At 28.9% G+C, this 7334-nt stretch carries 9 protein-coding genes; all 9 read left to right on the forward strand.

The features are described 5' to 3' along the window. The first annotated feature begins 40 nt into the window (after positions 1 to 40). Positions 41 to 1516, forward strand: a complete 1476-nt coding sequence (gene mazG, locus VK071_13495) for a nucleoside triphosphate pyrophosphohydrolase (protein HLR36328.1) — start codon at positions 41 to 43, stop codon at positions 1514 to 1516. 55 nt (positions 1517 to 1571) lie between these two features. Then, positions 1572 to 1850: an HU family DNA-binding protein gene (locus VK071_13500; GenBank protein ID HLR36329.1), complete on the forward strand. Its 279-nt coding sequence runs from the start codon at positions 1572 to 1574 to the stop codon at positions 1848 to 1850. Between the two features lie 61 nt (positions 1851 to 1911). After that, positions 1912 to 2151: an RNA-binding S4 domain-containing protein gene (locus tag VK071_13505; protein ID HLR36330.1), complete on the forward strand. Its 240-nt coding sequence runs from the start codon at positions 1912 to 1914 to the stop codon at positions 2149 to 2151. 72 nt (positions 2152 to 2223) lie between these two features. Beyond that, complete coding sequence (gene yabP / locus VK071_13510) at positions 2224 to 2505, forward strand: sporulation protein YabP (protein ID HLR36331.1); 282 nt, start codon at positions 2224 to 2226, stop codon at positions 2503 to 2505. 15 nt (positions 2506 to 2520) lie between these two features. Further along, positions 2521 to 2976: a spore cortex biosynthesis protein YabQ gene (gene yabQ / locus VK071_13515; protein HLR36332.1), complete on the forward strand. Its 456-nt coding sequence runs from the start codon at positions 2521 to 2523 to the stop codon at positions 2974 to 2976. A 47-nt stretch (positions 2977 to 3023) separates the two neighbouring features. Then, the gene (locus VK071_13520) at positions 3024 to 3344 is read left to right on the forward strand and encodes a septum formation initiator family protein (protein ID HLR36333.1); all 321 of its coding nucleotides are present in this window, start codon (positions 3024 to 3026) and stop codon (positions 3342 to 3344) included. Positions 3345 to 3418: 74 nt separating this feature from the next. Then, complete coding sequence (locus VK071_13525; GenBank protein HLR36334.1) at positions 3419 to 3823, forward strand: S1 RNA-binding domain-containing protein; 405 nt, start codon at positions 3419 to 3421, stop codon at positions 3821 to 3823. 281 nt (positions 3824 to 4104) lie between these two features. After that, positions 4105 to 6447 (forward strand): stage II sporulation protein E, encoded by a 2343-nt coding sequence (spoIIE, locus tag VK071_13530; protein HLR36335.1) that lies wholly within the window; start codon positions 4105 to 4107, stop codon positions 6445 to 6447. Positions 6448 to 6696: 249 nt separating this feature from the next. After that, on the forward strand, positions 6697 to 7334 hold a 638-nt coding region (gene tilS, locus VK071_13535), incomplete at its 3' end, for a tRNA lysidine(34) synthetase TilS (GenBank protein ID HLR36336.1).

Consider the following 7334-nt stretch of genomic DNA (forward strand, 5'->3'; position numbering starts at 1 on the left):
ATAGGATTAATGAAGTAAAATAGATAAGGGGCAGATACAAATGAAGAAAATTTATGTACTAGGACTAGGTCCTGGAGATGTAAATTTACTAACTTTAAAGGCTGTAGAAAGATTAAATAGTGGAAAGATAAATTTTCTGCGGACAGAAAAACATCCTACAGTAGATTATTTAAGAGAGAATAATATTGCTTATAGAAGCTATGACTATATTTATGAAAATAGTAAAGATTTTGAACAGATTTATGACTCTATTGCCAAAGACTTAATAAAACAGGTTAAAATATATAATAGTATCAACTATTTCACGCCAGGAAACCCTTTAGTTGCAGAGAAATCTGTAGAATTACTAATAAAATTAGCAGAAAGGGAGAAAATAGATATAGAGATTGTACCAGGAATGAGCTTTATAGATCCAATAATATCCGGGATAAAAAGAGATCCTATAAACGGTCTTAAAATTTTAGATGCTTTAGTTTTAAAATCTAATGAATTGGATATAAATGTAGATAATATCATAACTCAGGTTTATAATAAAAGGGTAGCCTCAGAGGTAAAATTGACTATTTCTGAAGTCTATGGAGATGAATATGAGATAATATTTATAGACAGTAGTGGTATGAAGGATAAAGAAAAAATGTTAAGAATACCTGTATACAAATTGGACAGACTAGAAGAAATAGGGGATTTAACCAGTGTATACGTACCTAAAGTGGATAAAAAACAAAAAAAGGTATATGATATTAATGATTTATTAAATATTATGGAAAAATTGAGAAGTGCTGAAGGCTGTCCTTGGGATATTAGACAAACTTATACCTCTTTAAGAGAAAATGTTATTGAAGAGGCTTATGAGGTAGTAGATGCTGTTGATAATGAGGATATAGATGGTTTAGCTGAAGAATTAGGGGATCTGCTATTACAAGTAGTTTTTTATAGTCAAATGGCTAAAGAAGATGGATATTTTAATTTTATAGATATAACAACAGCAATAACTGATAAATTAATTTTTCGACATCCTCATGTATTCAATGTGAAAAAACTAGAAAAATCTGATGAAGTAGTGTATAATTGGAATCACGCTAAATTTAAGTCGAGAAACCTTGAAAGTTACACAGATAGATTAAAGGATATACAAAAGTTACCTGCTCTTATGAAAAGTTATAAAGTGCAAGAAAGAGCAAGTGATATAGGTTTTGATTGGAATAATGTTGCCGGTGCATTAGAAAAGGTAAAAGAAGAATATTTTGAGGTGTTGGAAGCTTTGGAATTATTTGAAGGTGGTGATGCTAGGGCGATTGAAGAGGAACTAGGAGATTTGTTGTTTTCGGTTGTAAATGTCTGTAGATTTCTAAATTTAAATCCGGAAGTAGTTTTAAATAAAACAACAAATAAGTTTATTAAGAGATTTGAAAAGATGGAAATCGAAAGTGAAAAGATAGGAAAAAAATTAGAAGAAATGACCTTAGAGGAGATGGATGTACTTTGGAATAAATCAAAGGTACATAAAAATTTATAAAATGTTTAAAACTAAGGCATAGTATTTTATATTTTAAAACGAGGAGGAATATTTTATGAATAAGGCAGAATTAATTGCTGGTATAGCAGAAAATAGTGGATTAACAAAGAAGGATGCAGAAAGTTCATTAAATGCGTTTATGGAGGTAGTACAAGAGGCATTATCAGAGGAAGAAAAAGTACAACTTGTAGGCTTTGGAACTTTTGAAGTAAGACATAGAAAAGCAAGAGAAGGAAGAAACCCAAGAAATCCAGAAGAAGTTATTCAAATACCAGCTTCAAAAGCACCTGTATTTAGAGCAGGGAAATCACTTAAAGAAGCAGTTAATAAGTAAAAAATCAGGTCTTAGACCTGATTTTTTACTTATAGATAAAGTTAATTGAAAGGAGAGAACTATGAGAATAGATAAATTTTTAAAAAATTCAAGAATTATTAAAAGACGTAGTGTAGCTAAAACGGCCTGTGAACAAGGACGAGTATATATTAATAGTAAGCAAGTAAAGCCTGGAAGTATAGTTGAAGTTGGAGATATTATTGAAGTTGAATTTGGAACAAATAAGATGAAGGTAGAAGTATTAAAGGTAGGGGATAATATACCTAAAAATAAGGCGGAAGAAATGTATAAAGTTCTTTAAGATATTACTTTTGTAATAAAAGCCCCTTTTTATTCATAATATTTATATAGGAGTGGATGAGGAGGGAGATATATGGAAAATAACAAGGTAACCTTCAAAAATCAAAATGTATTTTTAGAAGATAGAAAAAAACTCTCTGTTACTGGGGTAGAACAAGTAGAAAGTTATAATGATAATACTATAATACTTATAACTATAAAGGGTGTAATAACCGTAAAAGGTGAAGGATTAAATATAAATAAATTAAATTTAGATGATGGAAATGTAAAAATAGATGGTTCTGTAAATGGAATAGTCTATACTGGTAGAGAAGGAAGTACAAAGGGAAAATTATTTGAAAAAATGTTTAAATAATTTGGGGCGAAGATTATGGACAATTCTTTAAAGGTTCAAAGTTATATTTTTTTAACTTCAATATATGGTGGACTATTAATTGGAACTGTTTATGACTTATACAAAGTATTTAGATATTTTTTGAAACCTAAAAAAATAGCTACTCTTATTGAAGATGTATTGTTTTGGATAGTTATTACAATAATAGTTTTTTCCGTACTAATAAAAAGTACCTGGGGGGAATTAAGAGGTTATATTTTTGTAGGTTTATTTATAGGAGCTTTTCTGTATTTTAAACTAATTAGTAAGATTGTATATTCTTTATTAGTAAAGTTGTTTCAGTTGATAATTTCTATATTATCAATTCCTGTGAATCAAATAAAAAAGCTTGCTAAACCCTTTACTAGGAAAGTTAAAAAAACTAATAAAGTATTGAAAGAGATGGGAAAAGATACTAAGAAATATATTTCTATAATTTCTAAGAAAAAATAAAGGGGTTATTCAAAAAATGTAGAATATTTACTATAGGTGGTGGTTTTATGGCGAAAAAAAAGAAGAAAAATAATTTAAGGTTAAGACATTTAATATTAATATTATTTTCTATTTACGTAGTTATTACTTTTGTTAGCCAGCAAAAAACTATAAGAGCCTTAAAAACTGAAAAAATAATGAAAGAAGAAGAAATCGTTAAGTTAAAGAAAGAGGTTAAAGAATTAGATAAAGAAATAAAAGATAGTGATAGTTTAGAATTTGTTGAAAAAGTAGCAAGGGAAGAACTAAATATGGTAAAGCCTAAGGAAATTATTTATGTAGATCAAAATAAGAATAAGAACCTTTTCTTTAAAACGAGAAAGCCATAGACAGAATTGACATATAAGTTTATCTGATATATACTTATATGGACAATTATATTATAAGGAGGAGTTTTTTATATATGCCCGTTATTGTAGGAGAGGTAGTTGAGGGAACTGTTACTGGTATAACTAATTTTGGAGCATTCGTTCAACTAGCTAAAGGGAAGACTGGTTTAGTCCATATTTCTGAAATATCTGATGATTATGTAGAGAAAGTGAGTGATTATCTTAAAAAAAATGAGAAGGTTAAAGTAAAAGTTCTTTCTGTTACTAAGGAGGGAAAGATAAGTCTTTCTATTAGACAAGCTAAACCTAAAACTACAAACCCAGTAGAAGTAGATTGGGGAAAAACAGATGAAAGACAAAAGTATTTATCCTTTGAAGATAAGTTATCTAATTTTATGAAAGAGAGTAGTGAGAGACAAGATCAATTGAAAAGTAGGGAAAGTAGAAAAGGGTATGGTAATAAAAATAAAGTGAGATGATAATGGACTTATAAAACCGGAATTAATTCCGGTTTTTATTATTTTAAACAACAAAAAAAGACATTTAATATCTATTTTCAAATATAAAGGCTAGAACCTTGATACTTAGCCAAACTTTATATTAAACCCTTTCTACTTTACCTTAAGGAAAAATAGTAAAATACTAAGGAAAGTCACATTATATTGTCTGAAAATTCTTTCTGAAAGGTGCCTAGTATTGACAAAAAATTTACTTTTTATTTGTTAGTATGTAGACAAAATATAAATAGAGGTGATTTATAATGTTGAAAATGGAAACGGCTCCATATGAAAGGAAAAGGACAGTAGATATAGGGAACTTTACTAAGGAAGACTTATTTTTATGTATTATTAGTTTTTTTATTGCTAGGGCCCCTATTATTGATAATTTAACTCCCTTTGGAATAGGATTTTTATCGGCCCATTTATTGGACGGTATTAGTATAGGTATTCCATTATCAATAATTTTTGGTTTATTAAGTTTTCATGGATTTAAAGGAATAAGGTATATTATTTCTATTTTACTTATTATAATTGTGTATAATCATTTTAAAAAGGAAAAGAAAATATCTATATTAAATATGTCTTTAATTTCATCAGGTACTTTCTCAGCTGTAGGGATTTTGGCCCTATTAATTACTAAGCAGTTTTATTTCTATGATTTATTTACAGTTTTATTTGAAGGATTAGTAGTGTTTACTTTGTCATATATTTTTTCCTATAGCTATCCTATAGGAATAAGTTTAGAAGAAAATACTACTAGGGAAACAATATTATGTACTTTTGCAACTTTAGCATTGGCACTGTCCGGTATAAATATTAGCTTAATGGGAATATCACTAAAAAGTGTAATTAGTATTTTATTAGTCTTATCTTTTGGTTACAGTGTTGGGCCAAGTTGGGGTGGGGGTATGGGCATTACTATAGGCTTAATATCCTATATTTCAAGCCCTGAGATGCCTTTCCTTCTATCTATATATGCTCTTTCTGGGTTGTTATCAGGGGTTTTTAGGGATTTAGGAAAGGCTGGTTCAATAGCAGGATTTTTATTAGGTAATAGTATTATGAGTTTCTATATTAATGGGTTTAGTACAAGCTTTTTAAAATACAGAGAAATAGGATTAGCAATTGGGTTATTTTATTTATTTATAAATTTCTTACAGTCTGAAATGTTACAGGGGATTGAAGAAATACCAATTATAGAAAAGAGAAAATATGCTTTAGAGAAGAAGGAGAAAATGGCTTTAGAAAATTTGGAGAATATTTCAGATATTTTCAAAGAGTTAGGTTCCATATTTAAAGAATCTACAGAAGAAGAAAAAGCTGTTGATTCTTTAGACTTATATGGATTTGTAGATAAGTTAGTAAATAGTGTGTGTAATGAATGTGCTATGAAAAAATTTTGTTGGGAAGAAGATTTCTATATAACTTATCATTCTATGTTTAAATTAATAGAATTAATAGATAAAAAAGAATACTTTTCTGATGAAGAGTTACCAAAATTTTTTAATAAAAAATGTGTGAAGAAAAATGACATAATACAGAATGGATATAAACTTTATGATGTCTTTAGAGTTGAACATAAATGGAAAGAGTCCATGTTAGAAACTAGGGAACTTATATCTGAACAATTAGAAGGGATATCAGAGATTGTGGACGATGTAACAGATAGAGTAGTTAGGGAACCTATATTTAACGAGGATTTAGAGGAAATTATTCATCTTTCATTATTGAAGGGAAAAGTAAATGTCTTAGATGTAAGAGTCAGTGAGTTTCCAAAAGGTGATTTTGAAATAGATATAGAAGTGGGCAGAAGCTCAAAGCCTGAAAATAGTTTGGATAATGTTAAAAATATAGCATCGAAAGCTATAGGTATACCTTTAAAAAGTGATTTTAATATAAATAAGAATAGAGGGGATAAAGGAAGATACAAATTAATTAAAGCTAATAGATATGGTGCTGTGACAAAAATTGCAAAGAATAATGCATCTAAAGCATCTGTTTCTGGGGATAGTTATACTGTTGGGGAGAGGAAGAATACGTACTTCAATGCATTAAGTGATGGCATGGGCATAGGGTTAAAGGCAAACAAGGAAAGTGCGGCTGCTATTTCTATATTGGAAAAGTGTTTAGAAGCGGGATTTAATGAGGAAATTATACTAAAAACTATAAACTCTATGTTAGTGCTTAAGTCCAATGATGAAATTTTCACAACCTTAGATATTTCTTTATTAGATTTATACTCAGGTAAATTGCAACTCATAAAAACAGGAGCAGCGTCTACTTTTATAAAGAAAAAAGATAGAGTAGAAGTTATAAGCTCCCAATCACTACCGGTAGGAATACTAAAGGATGTAGACTTCCAAGGATATGAGACTTATTTAGAAGATGGGGACTTTTTAATAATGATGTCCGATGGTTTATTAGAGGCAAATACCCAGACGGAAGAGAAGGAAAGATGGATGAAGGATGTTATAATGAATATAGATACAATGAATCCAGAAACTATGGCTAATGGTATTTTACAAATATCAGAGGAGGTAAGTAATGGTGCCATAAAGGATGATATGACAGTATTAGTAACAAAAATGTGGAAAGTATATTAAAGAGACAAGCATTTAAATAATGAATATATGGTATAAATAGAGGGTATTAGTATTATTAAGGGAGGTAAACTGGAAAAACTGTCCTACGTCTTCTTTAAAAGGGAGACTTTAGGACAATTTTTAAGGTATAATAGTAATGAATATAATTTAGGTTTTCTAGTAAAATTGATTTATTGTAACAATTATGATATGAAATATATTGGGACAATGTAATTTATTTTCTTATGTAAAATCTATGTAGGTGATATTATGGAAGGAAAAGTATTAGAAACTATAAGAAATTATAATTTAATAGATGAAGGGGATCAAGTAGTTATTGGAGTATCTGGGGGGCCAGATTCTATGGCCTTACTATATATTCTTTTAGATATTAAGAAAGTTATTCCTTTTAATATTTATGTAGCCCATGTTAACCATGGAGTAAGAGGGGAAGCTGCTAATAAAGATGAAGAATTTGTAAGAAATATTTGTAAGGATTTAAATTTCCCCTTCTACAGTATAAAGGTTAATATGTATGAATATGCAAAAGATCATAATATGACTGGAGAGGAAGCGGGTAGAAAGTTAAGGTATGATTTTTTTAAAAAGGTATTAAAAAAGCATGGCAGAGGGAAGATAGCTGTAGCTCATAATAAAAACGATCAAGCAGAAACATTGATTATGCGTTTTATGAGGGGGACAGGTATTGATGGATTGAAAGGTATACCTTATAAAAGGGGTAATATAATAAGACCATTATTAGAAATAAATAGGGATGAAATAGAAGCTTATATAGGGGAAAATAAAATTGATACTAGATTAGATAAAACCAATTTAGAACCTATATATAATAGAAATAAAATTAGATTAGAACTAATGCCCTATATAGAAGAAAATTTCAATCCAAA

This window comes from Tissierellales bacterium, from assembly GCA_035301805.1.
GTDB lineage: Bacteria > Bacillota > Clostridia > Tissierellales > DATGTQ01 > DATGTQ01.

Excerpts from the sequence above, each read along its gene's own strand:
- VK071_13525 (HLR36334.1), top strand. The coding sequence starts at position 3,419 with ATGCCCGTTATTGTAGGAGAGGTAGTTGAGGGAACTGTTACTGGTATA.
- yabQ (HLR36332.1), top strand. The coding sequence starts at position 2,521 with ATGGACAATTCTTTAAAGGTTCAAAGTTATATTTTTTTAACTTCAATA.
- mazG (HLR36328.1), top strand. The coding sequence starts at position 41 with ATGAAGAAAATTTATGTACTAGGACTAGGTCCTGGAGATGTAAATTTA.
- yabP (HLR36331.1), top strand. The coding sequence starts at position 2,224 with ATGGAAAATAACAAGGTAACCTTCAAAAATCAAAATGTATTTTTAGAA.
- spoIIE (HLR36335.1), top strand. The coding sequence starts at position 4,105 with ATGTTGAAAATGGAAACGGCTCCATATGAAAGGAAAAGGACAGTAGAT.
- VK071_13505 (HLR36330.1), top strand. The coding sequence starts at position 1,912 with ATGAGAATAGATAAATTTTTAAAAAATTCAAGAATTATTAAAAGACGT.
- VK071_13500 (HLR36329.1), top strand. The coding sequence starts at position 1,572 with ATGAATAAGGCAGAATTAATTGCTGGTATAGCAGAAAATAGTGGATTA.
- VK071_13520 (HLR36333.1), top strand. The coding sequence starts at position 3,024 with ATGGCGAAAAAAAAGAAGAAAAATAATTTAAGGTTAAGACATTTAATA.